This is a genomic window from Aerococcus sp. 150760013-2, assembly GCF_053627715.1.
Map to the genome: position 1 here is coordinate 40,007 of NZ_JBSEYI010000005.1, position 24,400 is coordinate 64,406.

20 protein-coding genes, 1 pseudogene and 1 riboswitch are annotated in these 24,400 nt (G+C 39.9%); of the genes and pseudogenes, 4 read left to right on the forward strand and 17 right to left on the reverse strand.

Features of this window, described 5'->3' with window-relative positions; genetic code table 11:
• Positions 1 to 29: 29 nt before the first annotated feature.
• From ACUW85_RS03635 to pdhA, 8 genes are all read right to left on the reverse strand, one after another.
• The gene (locus tag ACUW85_RS03635) at positions 30 to 1,376 is read right to left on the reverse strand and encodes an FtsW/RodA/SpoVE family cell cycle protein (RefSeq protein WP_220456904.1); all 1,347 of its coding nucleotides are present in this window, start codon (positions 1,374 to 1,376) and stop codon (positions 30 to 32) included.
• A gap of 266 nt (positions 1,377 to 1,642) precedes the next feature.
• Positions 1,643 to 3,478 carry a translational GTPase TypA gene (gene typA, locus ACUW85_RS03640; protein ID WP_016896710.1) on the reverse strand — a complete coding sequence of 612 codons (1,836 nt, stop codon included), beginning with the start codon at positions 3,476 to 3,478 and terminating at the stop codon, positions 1,643 to 1,645.
• A 236-nt stretch (positions 3,479 to 3,714) separates the two neighbouring features.
• Positions 3,715 to 4,494: an inositol monophosphatase family protein gene (locus tag ACUW85_RS03645; RefSeq protein WP_048726278.1), complete on the reverse strand. Its 780-nt coding sequence runs from the start codon at positions 4,492 to 4,494 to the stop codon at positions 3,715 to 3,717.
• A 48-nt stretch (positions 4,495 to 4,542) separates the two neighbouring features.
• Entirely contained in the window at positions 4,543 to 4,818 is a 276-nt protein-coding gene (locus ACUW85_RS03650; RefSeq protein ID WP_149256225.1) for a UPF0223 family protein, read from the reverse strand.
• 405 nt (positions 4,819 to 5,223) lie between these two features.
• The gene (lpdA, locus tag ACUW85_RS03655; RefSeq protein WP_149256224.1) at positions 5,224 to 6,636 is read right to left on the reverse strand and encodes a dihydrolipoyl dehydrogenase; all 1,413 of its coding nucleotides are present in this window, start codon (positions 6,634 to 6,636) and stop codon (positions 5,224 to 5,226) included.
• A 7-nt stretch (positions 6,637 to 6,643) separates the two neighbouring features.
• Complete coding sequence (locus ACUW85_RS03660; protein ID WP_182023246.1) at positions 6,644 to 8,284, reverse strand: 2-oxo acid dehydrogenase subunit E2; 1,641 nt, start codon at positions 8,282 to 8,284, stop codon at positions 6,644 to 6,646.
• Between the two features lie 91 nt (positions 8,285 to 8,375).
• The gene (locus ACUW85_RS03665; RefSeq protein ID WP_154838081.1) at positions 8,376 to 9,353 is read right to left on the reverse strand and encodes an alpha-ketoacid dehydrogenase subunit beta; all 978 of its coding nucleotides are present in this window, start codon (positions 9,351 to 9,353) and stop codon (positions 8,376 to 8,378) included.
• Positions 9,354 to 9,355: 2 nt separating this feature from the next.
• Positions 9,356 to 10,459 carry a pyruvate dehydrogenase (acetyl-transferring) E1 component subunit alpha gene (gene pdhA, locus ACUW85_RS03670; RefSeq protein WP_182023247.1) on the reverse strand — a complete coding sequence of 368 codons (1,104 nt, stop codon included), beginning with the start codon at positions 10,457 to 10,459 and terminating at the stop codon, positions 9,356 to 9,358.
• A 389-nt stretch (positions 10,460 to 10,848) separates the two neighbouring features.
• Here pdhA and def point away from each other — a divergent pair, with 389 nt between their 5' ends.
• The gene (gene def, locus ACUW85_RS03675; protein ID WP_016896703.1) at positions 10,849 to 11,421 is read left to right on the forward strand and encodes a peptide deformylase; all 573 of its coding nucleotides are present in this window, start codon (positions 10,849 to 10,851) and stop codon (positions 11,419 to 11,421) included.
• Between the two features lie 71 nt (positions 11,422 to 11,492).
• Here def and coaBC read toward each other — a convergent pair whose 3' ends face one another.
• Both coaBC and thrC read right to left on the reverse strand, forming a co-directional pair.
• On the reverse strand, positions 11,493 to 12,704 hold the full coding sequence (gene coaBC, locus ACUW85_RS03680; protein WP_182023248.1) for a bifunctional phosphopantothenoylcysteine decarboxylase/phosphopantothenate--cysteine ligase CoaBC: 1,212 nt from the start codon (positions 12,702 to 12,704) through the stop codon (positions 11,493 to 11,495).
• Positions 12,705 to 12,728: 24 nt separating this feature from the next.
• A complete protein-coding gene (gene thrC, locus ACUW85_RS03685; RefSeq protein ID WP_182023249.1) occupies positions 12,729 to 14,213 on the reverse strand; it encodes a threonine synthase in 1,485 nt (494 codons plus the stop codon).
• A 266-nt stretch (positions 14,214 to 14,479) separates the two neighbouring features.
• On the opposite strand from thrC, the gene ACUW85_RS03690 reads away from it, so the two are divergent.
• Positions 14,480 to 15,115 (forward strand): 50S ribosomal protein L25, encoded by a 636-nt coding sequence (locus ACUW85_RS03690; RefSeq protein ID WP_016896471.1) that lies wholly within the window; start codon positions 14,480 to 14,482, stop codon positions 15,113 to 15,115.
• Positions 15,116 to 15,729: 614 nt separating this feature from the next.
• Here the strand turns inward: ACUW85_RS03690 and thiT are convergent.
• Complete coding sequence (thiT, locus tag ACUW85_RS03695) at positions 15,730 to 16,293, reverse strand: energy-coupled thiamine transporter ThiT (RefSeq protein WP_016896470.1); 564 nt, start codon at positions 16,291 to 16,293, stop codon at positions 15,730 to 15,732.
• Positions 16,294 to 16,440: 147 nt separating this feature from the next.
• A riboswitch (TPP riboswitch) is annotated at positions 16,441 to 16,537 on the reverse strand.
• A gap of 208 nt (positions 16,538 to 16,745) precedes the next feature.
• On the opposite strand from thiT, the gene ACUW85_RS03700 reads away from it, so the two are divergent.
• On the forward strand, positions 16,746 to 17,069 hold the full coding sequence (locus tag ACUW85_RS03700) for an iron-sulfur cluster biosynthesis family protein (RefSeq protein ID WP_149256217.1): 324 nt from the start codon (positions 16,746 to 16,748) through the stop codon (positions 17,067 to 17,069).
• 67 nt (positions 17,070 to 17,136) lie between these two features.
• Complete coding sequence (locus tag ACUW85_RS03705) at positions 17,137 to 18,450, forward strand: hydroxymethylglutaryl-CoA reductase, degradative (protein ID WP_149256216.1); 1,314 nt, start codon at positions 17,137 to 17,139, stop codon at positions 18,448 to 18,450.
• A 63-nt stretch (positions 18,451 to 18,513) separates the two neighbouring features.
• Here ACUW85_RS03705 and ACUW85_RS03710 read toward each other — a convergent pair whose 3' ends face one another.
• The 6 genes and pseudogenes from ACUW85_RS03710 to ACUW85_RS03735 all read right to left on the reverse strand — a co-directional run bounded on the left by ACUW85_RS03710 (position 18,514) and on the right by ACUW85_RS03735 (position 24,050).
• The gene (locus ACUW85_RS03710; protein WP_149256215.1) at positions 18,514 to 19,668 is read right to left on the reverse strand and encodes a hydroxymethylglutaryl-CoA synthase; all 1,155 of its coding nucleotides are present in this window, start codon (positions 19,666 to 19,668) and stop codon (positions 18,514 to 18,516) included.
• A 196-nt stretch (positions 19,669 to 19,864) separates the two neighbouring features.
• On the reverse strand, positions 19,865 to 20,104 hold the full coding sequence (locus ACUW85_RS03715) for a glucuronate isomerase (RefSeq protein ID WP_182023250.1): 240 nt from the start codon (positions 20,102 to 20,104) through the stop codon (positions 19,865 to 19,867).
• A 14-nt stretch (positions 20,105 to 20,118) separates the two neighbouring features.
• Positions 20,119 to 20,457: pseudogene (locus tag ACUW85_RS03720) on the reverse strand (mannonate dehydratase); the annotation flags it as partial.
• A gap of 745 nt (positions 20,458 to 21,202) precedes the next feature.
• Positions 21,203 to 21,877: a ribose-5-phosphate isomerase RpiA gene (gene rpiA, locus ACUW85_RS03725; RefSeq protein WP_149256557.1), complete on the reverse strand. Its 675-nt coding sequence runs from the start codon at positions 21,875 to 21,877 to the stop codon at positions 21,203 to 21,205.
• Positions 21,878 to 21,898: 21 nt separating this feature from the next.
• Positions 21,899 to 23,281 (reverse strand): Sapep family Mn(2+)-dependent dipeptidase, encoded by a 1,383-nt coding sequence (locus ACUW85_RS03730; protein ID WP_182023251.1) that lies wholly within the window; start codon positions 23,279 to 23,281, stop codon positions 21,899 to 21,901.
• 52 nt (positions 23,282 to 23,333) lie between these two features.
• Positions 23,334 to 24,050, reverse strand: a complete 717-nt coding sequence (locus tag ACUW85_RS03735; protein WP_149256555.1) for a TraX family protein — start codon at positions 24,048 to 24,050, stop codon at positions 23,334 to 23,336.
• Positions 24,051 to 24,400: the final 350 nt, after the last annotated feature.

Here is a 24,400-nt window from a genome sequence, read left to right on the forward strand (position 1 = left end):
TTTTAAAAGATCTGCTCTTAGAGATGATGTTATTTTTCATTTTCAGCCAGACTATTTTGATGAGCTTGCTTCTTTTTCATCTGGAGACTACGCCGCCATGAACGATCAGAGGCGATGACGGATAAGGCGATACCTGTCATTATACTCGTTACAAGAAGGCTAGACCCTCCATAAGACATGAAGGGGAAGGTAACACCTGTTAAGGGAATTAAGCCTAATACCCCACCCAAGTTTACAAAAGCTTGAATTAAAAAGTATGAACCAACACCAACAAGAACGGTTTGGTCAAATATACGGCGCATTTTAATAGCCTTGTGGAAGATATAAACCACTAGTGAAAAGTACAAGACAAGTACAAGCATCACGCCCCACAAACCAAATTCCTCTCCAATAATTGCCATAATAAAATCATTATGCGCTTCAGGCAAGTAGCCAAGTTTTTGGATAGAGTTTCCTGCACCACGGCCAAGGATCCCACCATTTGATAAGGCATAATAGCCATAAACTAATTGCAGTCCTGTATCCTGTGCATCCGCGAATGGATTAATAAAAGAGGTAAAGCGGGCAATCTGATAATTATCTATATGCGATAAATCAAATAGATTCAAGACAATAATAACTGCGATATACATAATAATTGCTATTAGAACTGTTTTGGTCAGCCATTTCATTGTTAGACCTGAATTCAATAGGAGGATGACAAATAAAGACCCAAGAATGAGCACCCCACCTACATCAGGGAAGAAGAATACGAGCGTTAACCAAATACCAATAGCTGCCGTCTCTTTTTTGTAATGAGTAATCAATTTAAATGGACTGTTTATTTCAGCAATCTCCGCCTGAACTTCATCTTTAGCTAAAAAATTCGCTACTAAGATAACCAAGGCAGGTTTTGCAAACTCGACGGGTTGAATGGAGAAGGCGCCTACGCCAATCCAACCTTGAGCCCCATTAATAGTTTCCCCAAATATGAAGGTAAAAACTAATAGGACTGTGATACCTAAATATAACATCCTTTGAAAACGTTGATGTCGCCATATTTCTGGCTTGATAATATAAATTATAATGATAGCTAACATACCCACAACCGCAAAGCCGCCCTGTCTCACTAAATAGTAGTATGTAGGCAGTCCAGATGATGTAGCTAGGTAGGATGAAGCAGTTGTCACCATCAGTAACCCAATTATTAATAACAAGCCATATAGTATCAAAATCTTTCCGTTTAAATCCTCACAATGCGCAAGTATTCGCTGAAACGTGCTTGGTCCACCTTTAACTTGTTTGCCTTTTTTACGTTCTTTTTTTGCTTGTTTCTTTACTTTCGCTTCTTTTTGTTTTTGCTTATTTGATTGGGCTTTTTTTTCCTTGGATTCCATTGACACAATCGCCCTCCTTTATGGATTTTAAATGATGCCATACATTTATTGCTACCAGAAGTCAGTATTGGTATAGATAACCATGACTCAGTTATCCATTATAGCATAATCCGCTTCTACATTAACGGCATCCTATTTCATTTTATAAAAAATAAAAGAGGTTTTAGCACCTGATCTACTACTCAATCTAAATCTCAAAAAAAGGCGTAGACAATTTGTCCACGCCTTATCATCTTATTTACTTCTATACCCTCATAGAGTATTGATTAACCTAGATTCTTTTTCTTAGCTGATTTTGCACGTTCAGCTTCGTTTAAAATTGATTTACGTAAACGAATGCTTTCTGGTGTTACTTCACAGTACTCATCTTCATTCATGAATTCTAATGATTCTTCAAGTGTCAGTAGTTTCGGTGTTTTGATTGAAGCTGTTTGGTCTTTGTTTGAAGAACGAACATTAGTTAAGTTTTTAGAACGGATAATGTTTACAACAATATCTTTTTCACGTGTACTTTCACCAACAATCATACCACCGTATACTTGTGTACCTGGGTTAACAAAGATTGTACCACGGTCCTCAACTTGCATGATACCGTAAGTAGTTGCTTTACCAGTATCAGTTGATACTAAGGCACCGTTACGACGACCACCGATTGGTTCGTTAATGTATGGTGCATAGTGGTCAAATGTATGGTTCAAGATACCATAACCATGTGTTAATGACATGAAGTAAGTTGTGAAACCAATCATACCACGAGCTGGTACATGGTAAGTTAAACGAGTTGTACCTAGACCTGTAGAGATCATGTCTACCATAGTACCACGACGTTGGTTTAAGGCGTCGATAATTGAACCTTGGTATTCTTCAGGTGTATCGATTTGAACTAACTCGAATGGTTCAGATTTCACGCCGTCGATGTTACGGATGATAACTTCTGGACGAGATACTTGTAACTCGTAACCTTCACGACGCATGTTTTCAATCAAGATAGACAAGTGAAGCTCACCACGACCTGAAACAATCCATGCATCCGGAGATTCTGTATTGTCTACTCGTAATGAAACGTCAGTATGTAATTCGTAACGTAAACGTTCTTCTAGTTTACGAGAAGTTACGTGTTTACCTTCTTGACCTGCGAATGGTGAATCGTTTGTTAAGAAAGTCATTTGTAATGTTGGTTCATCAATACGTAATGGCTCTAAAGCCTCTTTGATGCTTGAATCTACAACTGTTTCCCCAACGAAAATATCTTCCATACCAGAAACGGCAATAAGCTCTCCGGCTTTCGCTTCGTTAATTTCAACACGCTCTAAACCTAAGAAACCAAATAGTTTTGTTACACGGAAGTTTTTCTCAGTTCCGTCAAGTTTCATTAAGGTAACTTGGTCCCCTACACGGATAGTACCGCGGAATACACGACCAATACCGATACGACCAACATAGTCGTTATAGTCTAGTAATGATACTTGGAATTGTAAACCTTCTTCAGAGTTATCAACTGGTGCTGGGATTTCATCAAGAATTGTATCGAAGATTGGGTCCATTGTTTCTGATTGGTCAGCTGGATCGTCAGAAAGACTTGAAGTACCACTTAAAGCTGAAGCGTATACTACTGGGAAGTCTAACATTTCATCATCTGCACCTAATTCGATAAACAAGTCTAATACTTCGTCAACAACTTCTGATGGACGAGCTGATGGTTTATCAATTTTGTTTACAACAACGATTGGTGTTAAGTTCGCTTCGAACGCTTTTTTCAATACAAAACGCGTTTGCGGCATTGTACCTTCATAAGCATCTACAACTAAAACTACACCGTCTACCATTGTCATGATACGCTCAACTTCACCACCGAAGTCCGCATGTCCTGGAGTATCCATGATGTTAATGTGGTGACCCTTGTAGTTTACAGCTGTATTCTTAGCTAGGATGGTGATACCACGTTCTTTCTCGATATCGTTAGAGTCCATTGCACGCTCATCAATTTTTGTACGTTCATCTAAGGTATCTGATTGTTCCAACAATTGGTTAACCAAAGTAGTTTTACCGTGGTCAACGTGGGCAATGATTGCAACATTACGAATATCTTCACGTTTTGCCATTTTTAAAAATTCCTCCATTTATATAATAAATACAAAATTTGTATCAATTATTTGTCAAGTTTATGAAACCGTTTTACCGTAAAACCCATAGTTATAAACTTTAACAAAGTTTCTCGTAATAAAACCGCCATAATATCGTATCACTTATCAATTGAAATTACTAGTTTTTTCGATTATGTCGACCAAATAAATCACAAAGTTCAAGTCCCTCTTGATATGAAAAGTACAATGCTTGCTTATCTTGAACCCTTCAAATTTTCAATCATTCGTCGGTATGCTGACGGGTAGGCTGCTAATACCCGATTTTGGTTTAATAAATCAACCGGTTCGCCAGTAAATTGCGACACTTGAATGCCCACTTCGTTTGCCAAGACTTGGCCGGCAGCAATGTCCCAGGGTTGCAGCCTTGGTGATACGTAAGCGGCGATTTCACCCTTCAACAAGGCGATGATTTCAATGCCCGCTGACCCATAAATGCGAAGACCCATAGATTCTTTGACTAGTTCTTGTACTTTATAAGCGTCAGTCATGACCATACCCCCATTGACCGCGATCAAAGAGTCTTTTAGGATTTTGTCCTTGAATGGTGGTTGAAAGACTTGGCCGTTTCGTTTAATACCTTGACCAGCGGTGGCTTCAAAATAATCGTCATTCATCACGTCGTACACGACACCTAGCTTTCCAAGGCCGTCTTCGTAGTAAGCGACCATGATGGCAAAGTGATTTTGTTGTAAGACAAAATTGGCTGTCCCATCAATAGGGTCTACAATCCACACACCGCCAGCCAGATTGGACGGGGTGTCCCCCATTTTCTCCTCACCGATATAACGGTCATCTGGAAAGTTCTCTGCAATCTTCTGTCTAAATAATAATTCGACTTCCTTATCTACACTGGTGACCAAATCTTTTCGGTTTGATTTACTCTGGATTTCTATTTCACCATCCAATTGATCATGTATGTAAGCTGTTGCTTCTTCAATCCACTCTCTCACCAATGCTGCCCGCACTTCTAACATTTATTAACATGCCTCCTACTTTACTTACAACACTTTACCATTTCACCCTTATGGCATTGAAATGGATTTTGTTTCTAAATTTTTAGCTTTTTTGATCGTGCCATAAAGTTGGTAGCCAGAAATCTTTTCAAAGCTATTGCCTAACTGTTTTTCTTCCATTTTGCTTGGCACAACTTGCTTAAAAGCCTTATATCTACTCAACAATTCTTCGCGGTTGATGCTTGATTCATAAGCTTGTTCCAAGCCATTCCACATTTTTACCACAATCGCCATTTCTTCACTCGTCCAATCTAAATCGATCGGATATTGATAATTGTTAGTCATCGTATTCCTCCGCTTTTGTTTTCATCTTTATTATAGCGGAAAATATGTAAAAGAGATAACTTAGCCATCAGTTTTTCAAGTTTTCATTGCACTTTAATGCTGGTACCCTATTATTTGGCGCTATACCATTCGCATTTGCTTTAACCTTTGGACTGATCTTTACGCCTAGTTTTCTGCAAATATTGCACAAGGAGCTCAAACTATTATGGCAGATGCTAGTTTATATTTGAGGCTGATATTGGTTGGCTTTCCTTTTACCTTTATTCAAATTTCTTTTAGAGGCTTTTTTTAATATAAAACTCAGAGAACTCATTTGGGATAAGGTCAAAAAAATAATCCCGCGTAAGTTAAACTTACACGGGATTTTCTCGTCTGAATATTCAAATTGTGATTCATTAAAATGGCCTACATGTGAATTGGCATACCCAATAATCCTTCAGCTGCATCCATTACAGCTTCAGATAATGTAGGGTGACCGTGGATTGTTAAGGCGATGTCTTTTGCGTTCATACCTGCTTCGATTGCTAAACCAACTTCAGCCATAACGTCTGAAGCGGAGATACCAACCATTTGCGCGCCAACTAATACGTCATCTTCTTTAGTCGCTACTAAACGGATGAAACCTTGGCCAGCGTTTAATGATAATGCACGACCGTTACCCGCTAGTGGGAATTTCACAGTTTTCACGTCTAAACCTTGATCTTTAGCTTCTTTTTCAGTTAAACCGTAAGAAGCTAATTCAGGTGTAGTGTAAGCTACAGATGGCATCACTTTGTAGTCGATAGCTGCTGGTTTACCAGAGATCGCTTCTGCAGCAATCTTACCTTCGTAAGATGCTTTATGCGCTAAAGCAGCACCGGGTGTGATATCACCAATTGCGAAGAAGTTTTTCACTGAAGTACGGCCTTGATTATCAACTTTCACTAAACCACGTTCAGTTAACTCAATCCCAATTGCTTCTAAACCTAAATCAGCAGTATTCGCACGACGACCAACAGATACTAATACGTAGTCAGCAGTGATTTCTTTAGCTTCACCTTTAACTTCGTACTTAACTGTTACTGAGTCACCGTTGTCTACGGCTTCTTTCGCCATAGCGTTGACAGTTGTTTCGATACCGATGTTCTTCATTTCTTTTTCTACAACTTTTACCATATCTTTTTCAAATGTTGGTAATAATTGAGGAGAACCTTCTAAGATTGTCACCTTAGAGCCTAGGTTAGCGTAAGCCATACCTAATTCAGAACCGATAACCCCACCACCGATAACAACTAAGCTTTCAGGAACTTCTTCAAAGTTTAAAGCGCCTGTTGAATCTACAACACGGCCACCAAATTTGAATCCAGGGATTTGGATTGGTGTAGAACCTGTTGCAACGATTGCGTTGTTGAATGAGTATAATTGATGAGAATCATCATCACCCATTACAGTAAATTCATTTTCGTTGTTGAAGTAAGCTTCACCACGGATGATTTCAACTTTATTCTTTTTAAGTAACATTTCAACACCAGAAGTTAAAGTATTTACTACTGTATTGTTCTTCCAGTCCTGTGTTTGCGCGAAGTCTAATTTAACGTCACCAGAAGTTACACCAAAGACAGCGTCGCCGCCTTTAGCGTTATGATAAGCATGACCAGCTTGGATCAAGGCTTTAGATGGAATACATCCAACGTTTAAGCAGACACCACCGATGAACTCACGTTCAACGATAGCTACTTTTTGCCCCAATTGCGCGGCACGGATGGCAGCTACATAGCCACCAGGTCCAGAACCAACAACAACTGTATCTAATTCAATTGCGAATGCACCTACTACCATTCTAAAATCATCCTTCCATTAATAATAATTCAGGGTCAGCCATTAAACGAGCGATTTCATTAAGCGCTTGTTGACCTGTTGCACCATCAACGATACGGTGGTCAAATGTTAATGATAATTTCAATACGCGACCAGCAACAACTTCACCATCAGCGTTAACTACTGGTTCAGATTTGATTGCACCGAAACCTAAGATCGCTGTTTCTGGGTAGTTTAAGATTGGTGTAAAGAATTCTCCACCAACAGAACCGATGTTAGAAATAGAAACTGTACCGTCAGCCATCTCTGGACCTTTAAGTTCGCCAGCGTGTGCTTTAGCAGCATTTTCGTTGATGATATCAGCGATATCAAACATTGAACGAGTGTCTGCATTCTTGATGTTTGGTACGTATAAACCAGCATCTGTATCTGTTGCGATACCAATGTTGTAGTAATGTTTATGTACAAACTCTTGGCTTGCATCGTCAACTGACGCGTTCAATTGAGGGTATTTCTTAACTGCAGCAATTAAAGCTTTAACTGCGTATGGTAAGAATGTCAATTTAGTACCACGTTCAGCCGCAATGTTCTTAAACTTCTTACGGTGATCCCATAATTTAGAAACTTCAACGTCTTTGAACAATGTAACAGATGGTGCTGTATGGTTAGCAGTATCCATTGCTTTAGCGATTGCTTTACGCATTGGTGTCATCTTGATACGTTCTACGCGGTCTGAGTTGTCAGCAACTGCGGCAGCTTTCTTAGCTGGTTTAGCTGCTGGTGCTTCTGTTGTCGCTGCTGCTGGTGCAGTTTCAGTAGCAGGTGCTTCAGGTGCAACAGCTGCTGCGCCGTTAAAGTTGGCAATATCTTCACGTAAGACACGACCATTTTTACCAGTACCAGCAACAGCTGTAATGTCAGCACCTTGCTCACGAGCAAATTGACGTACAGAAGGCATTGCTAATACGCGTTTGTTAGGGTCTGAAGCAACTGGTACATTACCAGCCGATGTGTTTGTAGATATGCCAGCTGCTGGATCTGCCGCTTTAGTTTCTTGTGCAGGTGATTCTGGAGTAGAAACTGGTGCTGATGCTTCTGAGTTATGACCAGGTGCATCGATTTCAGCTAATACATCACCGACGTTAGCAACAGTTCCAGCTTCAACTAAGATACGAACGATCTTACCTGTTACAGGAGAAGCTACTTCTTCAACTGATTTATCGTTTTGGATTTCAACTAATGAATCTTCTTCATTTACTTCGTCACCTTCAGCAACCAACCAAGAAACGATTTCACCTTCAGCCATACCTTCACCAACGTCTGGTAAAGTGAATTGGTATACGCCCCCACCTGTTGCAGGTGCAGCTGGTGCTTCCGCTGCTGGTGCAGCTTCTTCTGCAGGCGCTGATGCAGCTGCGTTGTCTTCTAATCCTTCACCTTCAAAAGTGATTAATGGTGTACCAACAATGGCAACATCACCTTCACTGTAATGTAATTCAGTTACCTTACCTGAAACTGGTGAGTAAATTTCTTCTACTGATTTATCGTTTTGGATTTCAACGATTGGATCTTCTTCGTTGACTTGGTCGCCTACAGCTACTAGCCATGAAACGATTTCGCCTTCCGCCATACCTTCGCCGACATCTGGTAAATTAAATACAAAGGCCATATTTTTTATTCATCCCTTCTAATTTGAGCTTAAAGTTTATATTTTAACAAGTAATAAAGGGGCTTTAACATTGGTGTCACGCCCCTAATTGCTATTTACCTGTAATTTCGTTAGCAGCTGCAACAATGTCAGTTGCATTTGGTAACCAAGCATTTTCAGCCATACCAAATGGGAAAACTGTATCTGGCGCAGCTATAACTTTAATAGGTTCTTCTAGAGATAGAATGCTACGTTGAGAAATTTCTGAAGCTACTTTATCGGCAACACCTGCTTGACGTTGTGCTTCTTGTACGATTACTACGCGACCAGTTTTTTCAACTGATTTTGTAATTGTTTCCATATCCAATGGAGAAACTGTACGTAAGTCAACGATTTCAGCAGAAACGCCATTTTTACCTAATTCTTCAGCCGCTTTGATTGCTTCACGAACCATGTAGCCATAAGCAATGATTGTTACATCAGAACCTTCTTGAACTAGGTTAGCTTTACCAATTTCTAACTCGTATTGTTCTTCAGGCACTTCTTCACGGAATGAACGGTAAAGTTTCATATGTTCTAAGAATAATACTGGGTCGTTATCACGAATAGCAGCTGTTAATAAACCTTTTGCATCGCGTGGGTTTGATGGAATAACAACTTTCAAGCCAGGTGTCTGTGCCATTAAACCTTCTAATGAGTCCGCATGCATTTCTGGTGTATGCACACCACCACCAAATGGTGAACGGATAGTGATGGGTAAGTTACGAGTTTGGCCCATACGGAAACGTGTACGGTTCATTTGACCAGCAATTGAGTCAAATACTTCAAATACGAAACCAAAGAATTGGATTTCCATCACTGGACGGAATCCGTGTAATGCCATACCAATTGCCATACCACCGATAGCTGATTCAGATAATGGTGTATCGCTTAAACGTTCTTCGCCATATTTGTCGAATAATCCTTTGGTCGCACGGAAAACACCACCGTTTTTACCAACGTCTTCACCAAAAATATATACTTTTTCATCACGAGCCATTTCTTGGTCTAGCGCTTCAGTGATTGCTTCGATCATTGTTAAGTTAGCCATAATTATTTAGCCTCCTTTGCTGAATATGCTTCAATTTGTTCTTGAATATTTTGTCCAGGCACTTCGAACATGTTTTCTAAGAATTGAGTAACTGTTTGTTTAGGTGCCATGTCAGCTTCTTTCGCAGCTTCTTTGATTTCTTCACGAACTTGTTCTACATATTCATTTTCGATTTCTTCAGACCATAGGCCTTTTCCTTCTAAGAATACACGCATACGGATTAACGGTTCACGTTTAGTCCAGCTGTCGATGTCTTCTTGCGTACGGTAGATCTTAGGATCATCACCTGAAGTAGAATGAGCGCCTAAACGGTTTGTAACTGTTTCAATTAAAACAGGTCCATTACCAGCTAATGCCCATTCTCGTGCTTGTTTAGATACAGCGTAAACTGCTAAAGCATCGTTACCGTCTACTTGAATACCTGGGATACCTACAGATACAGCTTTTTGTGCTAAAGTTTCAGCAGCTGTTTGTTTGTAACGAGGTGTTGAGATTGCAAAACCGTTGTTTTGGATAAAGAATACGACTGGTGCCTTATACCGAGAAGCATAGTTCATACCTTCGTATACATCACCTTGAGATGAACCACCGTCACCTGTATATGTAAATGTTACAGCTTTGTCACCATTTAATTTTTGTGCACGTGCAGAACCCATCGCTTGAATATATTGTGCACCGATGATAATTTGTGGCGGCAATGCATTTAGATCAGCTGGGTAGTTGTTACCTTCAACATGTCCACGAGACCATAAGAATGCTTGAGAGATTTTTAAACCGTGAGCGATTAATTGAGGGATATCACGATATCCTGGGAACAACCAGTCATCTTTTGTAAATGCATAAGAACTTGCCATTTGAGAAGCTTCTTGACCTAAAGTAGGCGCGTAGAAACCTAAACGACCTTGTTTTGCCAATGCCATTGAGCGTTCATGAAGTGTACGTGAGAAAACCAACCGTTTCATTAACTCAACTAATTCTTCATCTGATAAATCAGGCATGATGTCAGGGTTAACAACATTTCCATCTTCATCTAAAATTTGAACCATTTGAAATTGAGCACTGATAGCATCTAGCTGCGCTTCATAATCCACTGGTAATTTAGCCATTTGTAACACATTCCTCTCTTTTATAAAAATTACACATACTATCGTTAATCTGTGTTATTTTATTTACCTTACTGATTTACTTTATCAAATCATGCGAGCCTTTTCAATCTTTTTGCAATTTTTGCAACAAAATCTATTATAATACAGAAACCGCAATTAGAAACCCCTTCCATTGTTAATTTTGTAGTAATCTTTATCTTTTGCCAAATAATAGGATTTTTCAACGCATTAAGAAAACAAATGTTTTTAAGGTGTTTACCAACTGTACTAGTCTATTTTTATCTTCTGTTACATCTCGTGAATAAGAATACATGATTTGGTATTTTTGCATTCAGGGACTTTTTATGAGAAAATATATCAGTTATGATAGAAGAAAAGGAGTTGTTCAGATGATTACTATGAAAGACATTATTCGCGAAGGACATCCTACCTTACGAAAGAAAGCTGAAAAAATTACTTTCCCAGTTTCTGATGAAATTCGTCAGTTAGCGGATGATATGATGGAGTTTTTACGCAATAGCCAAGATGAAGAATTAGCTGAAAAATATGGTTTACGTGGTGGTGTTGGGATTGCTGCGCCACAATTAGATGTATCTATTCAAATGACTGCCCTATTAGTACCAGACTTAATGGATCCAGAAAATGCCGAGCCACTATTAAACGGTGTATTCCTAAACCCACGCGTTGTCAGCCACTCTGTTGAAGGTGTTTGTCTTCGCGAAGGTGAAGGTTGTTTATCCGTTGACCGCGACGTACCAGGTTATGTCCCTCGTCACGCCCGCATTACAGTTACTTACAACGATATTGACGGTAACGAATATAAGAAACGTTTCTCTGGCTACCCAGCCATCGTATTGCAACATGAAATTGACCACTTAAATGGGATCATGTTCTACGATCACATCAGTGAAGAAACACCATTCGCCCTTGACGAGCATACCAACTTGTTAGGCGACGAGTAATTTAAGTTTAATTACTTATGTATATATAAAAAAATGATGTCGGATTTTAATTCCGGCATCATTTTTTTGCGTTATTTGATTTCATCTTGTATACGGGCTAACAATTCAACTGCTACACCGATTTTACTTTGTCTTTCTAAAGGTCGTTCACTATCTTTAGTGATTAAAGTCACTTGGTTGTCATCTGTATTGAAGCCAATTGTTTGGTCTGAAACGTCATTAGCGACAATCATGTCGACCCCTTTTTTAAATAATTTGTTGCGGCCATATTCAATCACCTTTTGAGTTTCAGCTGCAAAACCCACTGTATAATGGCCTTCTTTAGGCAAACTAGCTAAAATATCAGGATTTTCGGCCAATTGAATGGTCAACCCATCTTGATTAGATAGCTGGTCTTTTTTCATTTTTTGATCAGCTGGATGGGCAGATCGATAGTCAGATACAGCGGCAGACATGATAACAATATCCTTGTCTGTGACATGTTTGTGCATGGTGTCATACAATTCTTGAGCTGATTCGATGGTGACCACTTCTATGCCGGGTAGAACAGGCAGATTTTTAGCGTGGTCAGTACGGACTAGGGTCACTTGTCCGCCAGCTAGTGCGGCCGCATTGGCGATAGCCAAACCCATTTTGCCAGAAGAACGGTTGGTCAAGAATCGGACGGGGTCTAATTTCTCTGTAGTCCCGCCAGCTGATACCAGTAGTTTATGCCCGGTTAAATCAAGAGTTTGCCCCTGCTTATCGATGGCAATATAGGCTAATAGGGCTTGGAATACAGCTTCAGGTGCTGGCATCCGACCTTTCCCCTCGTAACCTTCAGCTAGGAAGCCGGTATCTGGTTCAACCACAATGTGGCCGTCTAAACGGAGTTGGCTTATGTTACGTTGAGTAGCCTTGTTGGCCCACATTTTCTCGTTCATCGCCGGGATAAATAAAAGTGGCGAATTGAGCGCCAACATCATGGACAATGCTTCGTTATCCGCAATGCCATTGGCAAATTTCCCAATTGTATTGGCGGTTGCTGGCATAACGATGGCGTAGTCAGTCCAATCGGCTAAAGCGATATGGGCCACGGTATCCGGGCAGTGGACACCTTCAACTAATGGTGGATATTTGGTTAGGACTTCAAAGGTATATGGTGTGACAAATTGCTTGGCAGACGGTGTCAAGGCAACGCGCACATTAGCCCCTGCTTTAATGAGGGTACGGACAAAATCTGGGATTTTATACGCTGCGATGCCGCCTGTGACAACGACTGTTAAATTTAATCCTTTAAGCATGGTCTCCTACACTTTCCAATTGACTTATTCTCTAGTTAAAATACCCACAACTGTTTCCTTCATATCCGCTACAGTCGACACACGGTTGTGGCGTACTTCAGCAATTTGGATTTCTTTGATGGCATTTGGATAATCGCGGTTTCCTGCAGATTTAATGTTGGCTACCAATTCATCGTCAGTCGCATTTTCAACACCTTGTCCAATAGCTGTCAAAACAGCTTGCGGGAACTTGTATGGGCTAGCTGTTGACACAACAACGCTCGGTCCACTTAGGGCATCTTTGGCTTTCAATTTTTGTAGACTCGCTGATGCAACACCAGTATGCGGATCCATTAAATAATCGTATTCTTGGTATACGCGGTCAATTTCAGCTTTAGTTTGGTCCTCGTCGGCAAATTCGCCAAGGAAGGATGCAAATTTCTCGCTCAGTTCAGCTGGGAATTCGTACCGCCCTTTTTGATCTAGGTCATTCATCAAGCCTGACAATTGGGCCACGTCATCCCCTAAAGCGTGGAATAACATCCGTTCGAAGTTACTTGAAACTAAGATGTCCATTGATGGCGAAATAGTTAACTTGAACTCACGGTTTTTGTCGTAAACGCCTGTGTTGAAGAAGTCGTATAAGACAGTGTTATCGTTTGAAGCACAAACCAATTTACCAACTGGTAGGCCTAATTTTTGTGCATAGTAACCAGCTAAGATGTCCCCGAAGTTTCCTGTTGGGACCACAAAGTTGACCGGACTGCCCGCTTCAATTTCTTCGTGTTTCACTAATTGGGCATATGCGTAGAAGTAGTACACCACTTGCGGAATTAAGCGCCCGATATTCATTGAGTTCGCTGATGAGAATTGGATGTTTTCTGCCGCTAAATCAGCGCGTAAAGCTTCATCGTTAAATAAGCGTTTTACTTCTGTTTGCGCATCATCAAAGTTCCCTTCAATTGCCACCACAAATGTGTTGCCCCCTTTTTGTGTTACCATTTGTTTTTCTTGAATGGTAGAAACCCCACCTTGCGGGTAGAAGACAATAATTTTTGTACCTGGTACATCTGCGAATCCAGCCATTGCTGCCTTACCAGTGTCGCCTGAAGTAGCTGTCAAAATGGCAATCTCTTTGTCGTTGGCATTCATTTCAGCTGATTTTTTCATTAAATGAGGTAAGATTTGTAGCGCTAGGTCTTTAAAGGCAATCGTTGGACCATGGAATAATTCTAAATAGTAGTCTTCGCCAACTTTTGCTAATGGCGCAATTACATCTGTATCGAATTTTTCATCGTAAGCACCATCAATACAAGCTTTTAAATCTGCTTCAGAAAAGTCATCAAAAAAGATAGACATAACAAAATAAGCCAATTCTTGGTAGGTCATCTCTTTTAATTCAGACCAATCAAGGTCAATGCTAGGCCATTCTGTTGGGACGTAAAGCCCGCCATCAGTTGCCAATCCTTGAACAATGGCTTGTGAAGCTGTCACGATATTATCCTGGTTACGTGTACTTTTAAATTGCATCATATTCCTCCTAAGCGACTCGTTTTACCCTTTTTATCCATACCAGTCACTCTTTATATTTGCTTCATTTTACCACAGAAGGTCCCTTTATGGCAGTGTGGGCTACTTTTCTCATAATTCTCTTATTAGACAATCCAAATGAATTATTGCATGTTTATAGCTTAAAATAGATTTTATTACTCATATATGTTAACATTAAGTGTGTTTCTAAATTTTTAAATTGTAGGAAACGTAAATACAAACGTATATACTCAGGAGGTATTCGAATGAAATTTACAGCTCAAAAACGTGATGGCGCTGGTACTTCAGCAGCTAAACAATTACGTAAAGAAGACTTAGTTCCCGGCGTTGTGTACGCAAGTGACTTAGATCCAGTTAACATCTCATTGTCAGTATCTGATGTAGAACAAATTCGTCGTGAATTAGGTCTTAACTCAGTATTTGATTTAGAGTTAGATGGTAAGACACATACAGTTTACGTACGTGAAATTTCACAATCAGCGTTGAAACCAACTATCTACAACATTTCTTTACAAGCAATCAAAAAAGGCCAAAAACTTGAAATGCCATTATCTATCGTTATTGTTAACGAAGATGCTTTAGCAGATCAAGAAGGTGTAGCTTCTACGACAACACTTGAAATTAACGTTGTTGCTGACCCAGCAACTGCGCCAGATTCAGTTGAAGTTGACGTTACAGGCTTAGCTATTGGTGACTCAGTAACTGCTGGTGACTTAAAACTTGCTAGCGATATTGAATTAGTAACAGATGCTGAAGAGGTTGTTGTAGCTATTTCTGCTCCAGTTGAAGAGCCAGAAGAAGTTGACCCAGATGCAGAGGTTGCTGAACCAGAATTAATCGATGAAAAAGAAGGCCAAATTGTAGAAGATACTGAAAACTAATATTTTTTCAATTCCTTTCATTACATAAGAACCGGAGTGATTTATTTCACTCTGGTTTTTTGTTTTCTTTAAAAATTAGAAATTCTTCGGCTTTCACTTTACCTGTCATGCCCTTAAATCCATCGGGGCCAAGTCCTTAGCCTTAGTCTAAGGGCTTGGCTGACTATCCTACTTCACTGCGACGGCATGCCAGGTAAGTTTCAACCTATATCGGGAATGCTATTCGAAAAAACTGTACTTAAAATTTCTTTTAACTGTAGATCATTTTGAAAAATCTAGTTTATTTTGGACAATTAGGGGTTACATGAAACGTTGCCTTACTCTGCACTCCCTAAGGATATTATTTCAAGTCATTTTACCGTCAATATATTAATTCGATTTAATAATTCTATCCATTCGCTCTCAAAAACAGTGTCAAACCACTCGTACGCTACTCCGCTATTCAACACAAGATTGATAACGCTACGTAACGCATTATTTAAGAACAATAATTACCAAAGTTTTGCATTTGCACTGCACATTTTCAAAGAATTTACGTCATTAACCAAATAACTACATGCATCAAAAAACAGGGCGTGATTTCTACGTCACGGCCCTGTTTTGCTTGCGGATATTTATTTTTCAACTAGGATAATTTTCTTATTGGTTTTGATTAGTAGGTAAGAAATAGCATAGCACGCGCCCCATGTCGCAAGTCCTGACATGGCGTTCATTACACCTGAGTATACCCATGGGCTCATGCCTTCTGGTGCGAATTGGCCCCAAAAAGCTACACCGGCTAGGAAGTGGACAAAGTATTCTGCAAATATGGCGATGAAAGTTGCTAGTCCTACATATAGGAATAAGTTTTTTTCATGGTTATTCTTTGCTGCTTCTTGGATTTGTAGGGCAAAAATACCCGCTAATCCAGCTAAGGCAAAGGCAAATATATATTCTATGATACCTTGTACTGGTGTTAAAATACTGGCAAATCCAGAAATAAATTTAATCAGTCCTAACAAGAATCCTGACAATAAACCAGCACGAATCCCTCTTCTAAACGCTACAATATAAATAATGGCTAGTGAAATTTGGACCCCAAAGCTTGGGCCAATTTCAATCGGTATCATTGATACTATAAAAGCAATTACTGCTGCAATAGCAGCCTCGATATTTTCATTTAACTTAACTGATCTCATTTCTTCTTCTCCATTCCTTTGTAAGCACATTGAAAGCTATTTTGAAATATCATCAAAGCAAATAAAAAAATCGCATCTATCACAATTGTGACAAACACGACCTCTCAATGTATTCAACGATTTAACGCATTAAATCATTCACCAACAAATGGCTATTGAACACTTCCTTTCGCCAGTATAAACCGGATCAAGTTATGAGGGTCTGTTTTTAAACATCTCAGCAAAAGCTCCCCTAGTGCACACAAGTATATTATTTCTTTTAGTATATGCTAATCTTGCATCTTTAGCAAGTGGTAACCCAAACATTTTATAATCGTTCTTACTTATTGTATAATAGAATTGAGCGCTGGTTCATCAAAACCACACTATTGTATTAATATCATCAATATGATATATTCTTAAGAACGTATTTTTTGCATTCTTTTATTTTGAGGCCTATGGGGGGATGAAATTTGAAGCTATTTTTTTCGAATAAAGCGATCAATAAATTGCAATCATTATCACAATTTGAACATATTTGTTTAAATGATACACAATATTTACATATTTCTAATGAACAGGAAGTTGACCTGGTTTTGCGGACCAATGAGACGGATTTTTCCGCCTACGACGAGGTACTAGAAACCCATATTGGCCAAGTTCACGTAAGAAAGAGTGCTTTAAAATTTTTAGGCCATGATAACCGCATTGATTTCGATGACTTTAGACAAGTTTTCATTTTAATCGTTGATGGTCATGTAATGAACGATAATATCTACCTACAAAAAGCGTCATAATATATATTATTTTTAACCAAGCGGGCTAGGTATACTGGTCCGTTTCTTTATTGAAAAAGGAGTTATCATGTCTGAAAATCCATTCAAATCCTACTATAAAAAGTCTCGTCAAGACCGTATCGATGTCTTAGTGGACCAAGAGCATATCACTAGTGACCAAGCTGAATTTTTAAAAAACGGCCAAGGTTTACCCACTGAAATTGCTGATAATATGATTGAAAATGCCCTTTCAACCTACGGACTTCCCTATGGTTTGGCCTTAAACTTTCTAATAAACGATCAAGAAATCCACATTCCTATGGTGACTGAGGAACCTTCTGTGATTGCGGCTGCTTCAAATGGCGGTAAAATTATCCAGCAGGCAGGCGGTTTTAAAAGCCAGGTCAACCAGCGTTTGATGAGTGGGCAAATTGCTTTTACCGGACTTGAAGATGACGCGCAGGCCTTACGCCTTGAAGCGTATGTGACAGAATTTGCGGATGATTTACTGATTGTGGCTAATGCAGCCTACCCTTCCATTGTTGGGCGCGGTGGTGGCGCACGGTCCATCCGTAGTCAATACTATCCAGCAACCGATAGTAGTGCCTCTTTTTTCATTGTGTATCTAACGATAGACACTCAGGAGGCGATGGGGGCCAATATGATGAATACTATGCTGGAGGCTTTGAAGGCGCATATTCTTGGACAGGTGGATTTTATAGCGAATATTGATGGGTTGATGGCTATCCTATCCAATTATGCGGTTGAAGCGACGGCAACGGCGTCTTGTGAAATTACGGCCCGTTTACTGGATAAAGGCCCTATTTCCGGGGTTGAAGTGGCCAGCAAAATCGCTTTAGCTAGCCAGTTGGCGCAAGTGGATGTTTACCGGGCGACCACACACAACAAGGGAATCATGAACGGGGTCGACGCTTTTGTATTGGCCACTGGAAATGATTGGCGGGCAGTTGAAGCGGGTGTCCATGCCTACGCAGCTCGAGACGGCCAATACCGAGGCTTAGCCAAATGGACTTACGACAGTGACCGAGAAATTTTATCTGGTGAACTCACCCTACCGCTAGCCTTAGGGGCTGTTGGCGGGTCGATTGGGATCCACCCAACTGTGCAAGTAACCAAGTCAATTTTAGGTCAATCGGACGCTAAACATCTGATGGAAATTGCTGTTTCACTAGGCTTAGCGCAAAACTTTGCCGCAGTTCGGGCCCTTGTTACTGAAGGCATCCAAGCTGGCCACATGCAGTTACAAGCTAAATCATTGGCCATTCAAGCAGGTGCTGACGGCGACCAAGAAATTAATGCCGTAGTGACGGCCTTAGAAAACGCTGACCATAAGAACCTGGCCGCAGCCAAAGAAATTTTAGAAAAATTACGACAAGAATAATCGAAATAAGCAAAAAATCGTTACCCACTTGAAGTTGATACTTCTTCTAGGTAACGATTTTCTTTATTTATACAATCGTTTGTGGCCTTCTACCCCAGCTAATTGGAATTGCTCTTCATCTTCAGATAAAACTAATTGACTACCATCTGTTGGTAATTCTTCTTGGAAAATCAATTCGTAGTCGGCAACCGATAGTTGGACGCGGTTATCTAACATGGCTTGATGACTTTCGTCAGCTAACATGCCCTTGAAGCCTTCCACTAAAGTAATAGAGAAGAACTCACCTACTGCGCCTGATCCGTATGAATAAAGGCCAATAGTATCACCTGCTTGTAGGTCTTGGCTTTGATCCAATAAGGAAATTAAACTTAGATACAATGACCCAGTATAGATGTTTCCAACCCGTTTATTGTAGACGCGGCTGGCTTCAAATTGTTCTGTTAAGGCTGCTTGTTTAGCTTCATCCACTTCCGGCAATAATTGACGCAAGCCCTTTAAGCCCATTTTCGAATAAGGTAAATGGAAGGCTAAAGCCTTAAAGTCAGCTAAAGTTTTATTGGTCCGTTTTTTATATTCAGTCCACACTGTCTCTAAGTATGATAGGTATTGTTCATTAGAGAATTTACCATCTACTTGGGCATATGTAGCATAATTTGGTCGCCAGAAGTCGTAAATGTCTCCTGTGTAAGAAACTGCGTCGTCGTTAATAACTGCAACGCGTGGGTCTTTACTGATTAGCATAGCCACCGCACCTGCACCTTGTGTTGATTCTCCTGAAGTATTCAAGCCGTATCTAGCTATATCAGTTGCAATCACCAACACTTTTGACTCTGGATGACGAGCGATATGGGCTACAGCAGTTTGAAGACCTACAGTTGCTGCATAACACGCCTCTTTCATTTCAATAGCGCGAGCAAATGGGTTAATCCCCAAAAGCTGGTGCACATGGACTGCCATTGCTTTTGATTGGTCGACACCTGATTCTGATCCCACAATAATGAAATCAATTGCCTCTTTATCTTCATCTGTTAAAATTGGCCAAGCTGCGTTAGCTGCCATTGAAACTGGATCTTGGGTTAAGGGTGCCACTGCTTGCTCGGTTTGACCTAAACCAATTGTAAACTTAGCCGGCTCAACGTCTCTAGCTTCAGCAAGTTCTTCCATATCCACATAGACATGCGGTGTGAAGAAATGTAGTTTATCTATACCAATGTTCATATTCAATACTCTCCCAACATCATTTTTATACGCATAACGTACTTTCTCAACTATCATTTTATCATATTTCACCCTCCCTATCCGCATTTGTCGCATTCTTAGGAAATTCTGAACATATTTTTCCAGAAAAAAAGCGGAAACTGTCCGATCAATTGGGTTAATACTTTAGTTACAAGTCATCATTTACCAAAAAGTCTTATTTTGATACGACGTCAGCAGCGTCAAAATACGGTACTGCGTTGTTGAAAGAAACGTCAGTGATTAATTTTTCTAATAATGCTTCATTATTAGGTATTTCACCACGTTCAACCAAGTCACCGATATAGTCGCAGAACAAACGGCGAAAGTATTCGTGACGAGTGTAAGAGATGAATGAACGGGGGTCAGTTAACATACCAACAAAGTTCATTAATAAGCCACCTTCAGCTGGATCCATACGTTCACAACTTCTTTGATGGACGCTAACGATTTAGAACCATCTGGTAAGCCATGGTTTAGGTCAGAACGAGTCCAGTCAAATACTGGTATAAAGTTATAACATGCAACAGGTATTCCTGCTTTACCCAGGTTAGTTAAAGTCGTTTTGTAGTTTTCGATTAATTAGCCCCGGTTAGGTTTACCTTGTTTGATATCCTCCTGAACCGGTACTGATTCGATAACTGAAATATGTAGACCTGCATCTTCAACATCTTTCTTAAGTTGTTCGATACGCGCCATTGGCCAAACTTCCCCTACAGGAATATCGTAAATCGCTGTAACGATACCTTGTATACCTGGGATTTCACGGATTTGTTGTACTGTAACAGGATCGTCCTATCCATACCATCTAAAACTCATTTCCATAATATAATACGCCTTTTTGTGTGATATAAACTCGCACTATATTTTATGAGCAAACACTTACGCTCATTCAACTACATTCTACATAGTGAAGAAAACATATTTAATAGTAAAATAACAATAAATGAAATTTTTCGTAAAAAATGTTAGAGGGTACATATTTATAGGCTATCACTTTAAACTTTAATCTTTTTCATGGTATAATAAGACATACCAAAAAAGTTATTTATCTGTAAGGGGGTTAAGCATATGCCAACTAGTAAGGCACAGAAAAAAAGAAACCGTAAAATACTATGGTATCTATTGTTAATCATTTTTACGATTGTACAAGGTTTTCTGATTTCAGATGATGATCAGGCATAGTTAATTGAATATACTATAATTAGAACGTCAAAAAATGGTTTTCCTTATTTTTTGACGTTTTTTTATGAATACCTATCATTATCAAAATATGCAATGATATTGAGCATTTAAGAAAAATATAATCAAGTAATAATATTTTGAAGATAAGTAGTGCAACAGAATCCTACCATTTAAAAATATTTTACTGCTTTATAAAACTACCTTTCTCATCTTAAATTTCCCCCATTCCTATTCACTCGATTTCAGTCTAAATTTATATTTTCCCTTTAATAAAAACTGCATAAAAAAAAATCGAGCTAGGAAAATTCCTAACTCGATTTTAACTCACTTACTACCCATTAAATTCTACGACTTGCCCATCATTGGCCATTAAGACTTTGTCCGCTATTCCCAAGAATAAGCCATGTTCAACAACACCGACCATTTGAATCAAATCGTCAGCCAACTTTGCTGCGTCTACTATTTTTTCTAAATGAAGGTCAATAATAAAGTTACCTGAATCAGTTACAAATTTAGTACCATCTAGTGATAAACGGAATGTCGGAGCATAGTTTTTATCCTCAAATGCATACAATAAGTGTTGACTTGCTGCTGGAATCACCTCTACAGGTAAGGGAAAGGCCCCCAGTTGGTCTACTTGCTTGCTGTGGTCGCAAATCCAAATGACGCGTTTGCTGTTAACGGCGATGATTTTTTCAATTAAATGGGCACCCCCGCCGCCTTTTATACCGTTTAAGGCCGGATCAAATTCGTCTGTGCCATCAATTGTTAGATCAATGGCTGGGACATCATTTAATGAGGCTATTGGAATGTTTAGACTGGTTGCTAATTCGGCTGACTGAATGGAGGTTGGTACACCGGTAAAGGTTAAGCCTTCCTCTTTTATCCGTCTGCCTAGTTCTGTAATCAGGTAATAGGCTGTTGAGCCTGTGCCTAATCCAACGACCATACCATCTTCAACGTATTGGGCTGCTGCAACCCCAACGAGTTCTTTTTCGTTCACCATATGACTCCTTTGTCTGGCGCCCTATCCTAATTGATCTGCTTGACCAAGTTGGATAAAGGCATCTGTATATATTTTTAATAGTTTTTCTAATGTATCCATTTCGATGTATTCATCAGCTTGGTGCGCTACATGTGCGTCATGCTGGAAGTTCATCCCAAATGACACGCAATTTGGCATTACTTTACTATATGATACCCCACCAGAGATAATAGGTTCAATAGCGTGGTCTGGGAAATGTTTGTGGAAAGTATTTAACAATAATTGGTTTGCTGGTAAATTCACGTCAGACAGAATTGGTGCTGTATCAAAGGATTTCACAAATGGAATATCCGCGAATTCTTTGGTGAAGGCGGCTGTCAATTCTGGTTCGGTAATATTGGTTGGGTAACGAACATCGATGGTAAAGGCAATTTGCCCGTCTGCTGTTTTCTCAATAACGCCTTGGTTTAAAGTCAATGGGCCCATAATATCGTGGTTACGGGCTACATCAAATCCTGACCCATCATAAGGACGAAATAGGCGTGTCCACTTGTTGGCCAAGTCATCTGAATAGGTATTGGCGATGATTTCAAAGCCACGGGTGATCGCTGAGTCCCCTGCTTCAGGCGTTGAGGCGTGGGCAGAAATTCCGTAAACAGTTAGGATGGTTTGCCCGTTTTCTTCTTTGATAGCGATTGGCCATTGTTTGTTATTAGCATAAGCTTCTAAACCAGGATTTAAGGTATCAGCGATGACAAATGTCGCTTCTGATGGCACTACATTTGACCCGGCCCCACCGACTACACTTTTAATGATGGTATCTGACTTTAAATCGCCCTTGAAGTTCCATGTTGTGGCCCCTTTTTCCCCGATTTGTAGTGGGAATTGCCCGTCTGGTGTGATGGCGAAGTCAGGTGCCCCTTCTTTGATAACGTATTGTGGGATGTCCGTCATGTCCGATTCTTCGTCAGACCCAATCACGATACGGATGGTATTTTTTAAGGGAATTTGGTAGTCCTGTAAGATTTTAACGGCATAGTATGACAAAACGGCATTCCGTTTCATATCTGATGTTCCGCGGCCATACATACGACCGTCGATAATTTCAGCGCCAAATGGTTCTTTGGTCCAATTTGACAAGGCCCCTACAGGTACGACGTCAATATGGCTAGCAACATCCACCCGGTGGTTAGTCCCCGCATTTCGGGATTCCATGTGTACGGTATATGGGTAAACATCCCCAACCTTCATGTCGTCACGGACAGCTAAATCGTGCATAAAATCTAGTGCTTTGCGGACTTCAGGTCCATAAGGGGCATCTGTTGTAGCCGCCTCATCATCGCGAATAGATGGGATGCGAACCAAGCCTTGGATGTCTTCGATCATTTGTGGTATATATTGTGCGAAATCTATTTTATCTAACATGTTATTCTCCTAGTTTTTCTAAATTTTAAATTTTTTGTGTTATATTAATGGGCTAAATGATGAAATAACGGGCAATTAAGCCGAATATCAGCAGATGAGTAGGGTAAATCAAATACAGCCATTTGGCGTTGTAACGGCCCCTTAATCCATTGTAGAAGTAGGTTATTACAAAAGATATCGGCGCAGTCACTTCCCATAGCACGAGTACCGCCCCAGCAAAGGATTGGATGAATCGTTGCTCTCGGGTGACATAAAGGGCACCAATTAAAATAACACCAAACATGCCGTAATCCGTATTGAAATACTCTGCTACGATTGCTAATAAGACGATAGGGATAATACCTAGCCAGCGGTATTTCATTATACTGGCCAGCCAGATTGCTAATAGCCCCAACAATAAGGTAAAGAATACATTTTGATAGGCCAAATCAAAAAATTGCTGGCTAATGGCTAGGTTAAAAGGAATTTCCGATATCAAGGCAAAAATCCCTAACCTTATAGCATATTTTTGTTTATTAGAGGTATGGAAGAAACCTTCAATCAATAGGAAACAAAATATCGGAAAAGCAATCCGCCCGATTAGCCGAAAGCTGGTATAAGCTGTATAAGCCAAGGAGTAATCAAAGGTTTCCAGTTGCCCACTATTTAATAAAGGCAGTAAAATAGCTGCACCCATGTGGTCAATAATCATGGTGACCATGGCAATCCATTTCAAGGTAGAACCCGAAAGCCCGCCCTGTTTATTTTGTGCGTTCATTGCTTGAGCCAAGCGACTACCTCCTTATTTTCACGATTTTCATGATAGTGTTATTTTATCATAGTTTTTTCATTTTTCTTTATTTATCACATTGTACGGGCAAAGAAAAAGGCCGAGAAAAAATCCCGACCCCTAGTTGATATTAAAACATTATCGAACAAAGACTTATTTTTTTGAATCCCTAACCTATGTTCAGCTTCATGAAACCATTTAGACACAATGTTAAAAAATATCCTATCTTACAATCAACCCACATATTCTTGTGGTCCTTTGAAATCACGACTTCTTCCAGTGCTGTCTGTCTTAGCACCCTGGTTCAGAGGCCATGATAGAAAAAGCAAAAGCAAACAGCTTGAATTGTA

Excerpts from the sequence above, each read along its gene's own strand:
- ACUW85_RS03635 (WP_220456904.1), bottom strand. The coding sequence starts at position 1,376 with ATGGAATCCAAGGAAAAAAAAGCCCAATCAAATAAGCAAAAACAAAAA.
- typA (WP_016896710.1), bottom strand. The coding sequence starts at position 3,478 with ATGGCAAAACGTGAAGATATTCGTAATGTTGCAATCATTGCCCACGTT.
- ACUW85_RS03645 (WP_048726278.1), bottom strand. The coding sequence starts at position 4,494 with ATGTTAGAAGTGCGGGCAGCATTGGTGAGAGAGTGGATTGAAGAAGCA.
- ACUW85_RS03650 (WP_149256225.1), bottom strand. The coding sequence starts at position 4,818 with ATGACTAACAATTATCAATATCCGATCGATTTAGATTGGACGAGTGAA.
- lpdA (WP_149256224.1), bottom strand. The coding sequence starts at position 6,636 with ATGGTAGTAGGTGCATTCGCAATTGAATTAGATACAGTTGTTGTTGGT.
- ACUW85_RS03660 (WP_182023246.1), bottom strand. The coding sequence starts at position 8,284 with ATGGCCTTTGTATTTAATTTACCAGATGTCGGCGAAGGTATGGCGGAA.
- ACUW85_RS03665 (WP_154838081.1), bottom strand. The coding sequence starts at position 9,353 with ATGGCTAACTTAACAATGATCGAAGCAATCACTGAAGCGCTAGACCAA.
- pdhA (WP_182023247.1), bottom strand. The coding sequence starts at position 10,459 with ATGGCTAAATTACCAGTGGATTATGAAGCGCAGCTAGATGCTATCAGT.
- def (WP_016896703.1), top strand. The coding sequence starts at position 10,849 with ATGATTACTATGAAAGACATTATTCGCGAAGGACATCCTACCTTACGA.
- coaBC (WP_182023248.1), bottom strand. The coding sequence starts at position 12,704 with ATGCTTAAAGGATTAAATTTAACAGTCGTTGTCACAGGCGGCATCGCA.
- thrC (WP_182023249.1), bottom strand. The coding sequence starts at position 14,213 with ATGCAATTTAAAAGTACACGTAACCAGGATAATATCGTGACAGCTTCA.
- ACUW85_RS03690 (WP_016896471.1), top strand. The coding sequence starts at position 14,480 with ATGAAATTTACAGCTCAAAAACGTGATGGCGCTGGTACTTCAGCAGCT.
- thiT (WP_016896470.1), bottom strand. The coding sequence starts at position 16,293 with ATGAGATCAGTTAAGTTAAATGAAAATATCGAGGCTGCTATTGCAGCA.
- ACUW85_RS03705 (WP_149256216.1), top strand. The coding sequence starts at position 17,137 with ATGTCTGAAAATCCATTCAAATCCTACTATAAAAAGTCTCGTCAAGAC.
- ACUW85_RS03710 (WP_149256215.1), bottom strand. The coding sequence starts at position 19,668 with ATGAACATTGGTATAGATAAACTACATTTCTTCACACCGCATGTCTAT.
- ACUW85_RS03715 (WP_182023250.1), bottom strand. The coding sequence starts at position 20,104 with ATGGATCCAGCTGAAGGTGGCTTATTAATGAACTTTGTTGGTATGTTA.
- rpiA (WP_149256557.1), bottom strand. The coding sequence starts at position 21,877 with ATGGTGAACGAAAAAGAACTCGTTGGGGTTGCAGCAGCCCAATACGTT.
- ACUW85_RS03730 (WP_182023251.1), bottom strand. The coding sequence starts at position 23,281 with ATGTTAGATAAAATAGATTTCGCACAATATATACCACAAATGATCGAA.